Genomic DNA, 964 nt, shown 5'->3' with positions numbered 1-964 from the left:
GAGTGATTTCAAGGTGTCTTTACTGCCTTTTTGGCCAGCAGCTTGGCCAGCGACACATGGGGCTTCTTCGGGTCGTGCGCCCGCTTGGCGGTGGGCTTGGGTGGCGTCTTGCGCGTGGGCGCCTTGGCATAGCGCTTGAGCGGCACTCGCGCCGCCTGCTCCAGCAGCCACTGCACCATCACCACCGTGCTGACCGCATTGAACACCTGCCAGTCCTCGGGCTCGACGATCTCGTCCAGGCTCTGGGAAGCGGATCGCATGTGGTTCGACATGGCATGGCTCGACAGCCGCGCCTGGACCTCGGCGCCATGCGCCGCGCGCAGCGCCGCCTTGACCACGGCCAGCACGTTGAAGACCACCATCGCGCAGGCCAGCGCAAACAGCGCCGCCGGCGGGTAGCTCAGCGTGTTGACCTCGCAGCGCAGCTGCACCGTCAGGTGCAGGAAGGCGCGCTCGATGGTCCAGCGCTGGCGATACAGCCGCGCCAGCGTGGGCGCATCGGCCACGCTCTCGGGCACGGTGCTCAGCAGGTACAGCTCGCTCTCGCCGTGGCGCGTGGGCGCATCGAGCTCGACCCGGATGCGCCGCAGCTTGACTCCCTCGCGCCCGTCGGGACGGGGCTTGAGCTGCACCCACTGCTCGCTCACCACGCTGTCTGCGCCATCGGGTCGCACCGGCGCACGCATCGCCTCCAGCGGCTTGAATCGCAAATTGTCGTGTTCTCGGATCAGCGAGTACGCGCCTCTGTCCTCCAGCTCGTCCAGGAAGCCCTCGGTGCAGAAGTTGCGATCGGCCAGCCACACCTGGCCCACGCCCACCAGCGGCCCCACCTGCCCCAGCAGCGAGCGCTCCTGCGCGTGCCCGTCCTCGCACGGCACGATCGCCTCGATCGTCTCGCGCTGCGGATCGAACACCACCAGTGCCTTGCCCGGCAGCGGCGCGGCCGTGCTCGCGCGCGTGACTC

1 protein-coding gene is annotated in these 964 nt (G+C 68.8%); it reads right to left on the bottom strand.

The features are described from left to right. Positions 1-8: 8 nt before the first annotated feature. Positions 9-964 (bottom strand): transposase (locus C6P64_RS15480; RefSeq protein WP_105749446.1); only part of this gene is annotated, 956 nt, incomplete at its 5' end.

The sequence above is a fragment of the Malikia granosa genome, assembly GCF_002980595.1.
GTDB classification, from domain to species: Bacteria; Pseudomonadota; Gammaproteobacteria; order Burkholderiales; family Burkholderiaceae_C; genus Malikia; species Malikia granosa.
The sequence above is the reverse complement of the archived record's forward strand: the minus strand, read 5'-3'. Positions and strand labels throughout refer to the sequence as shown.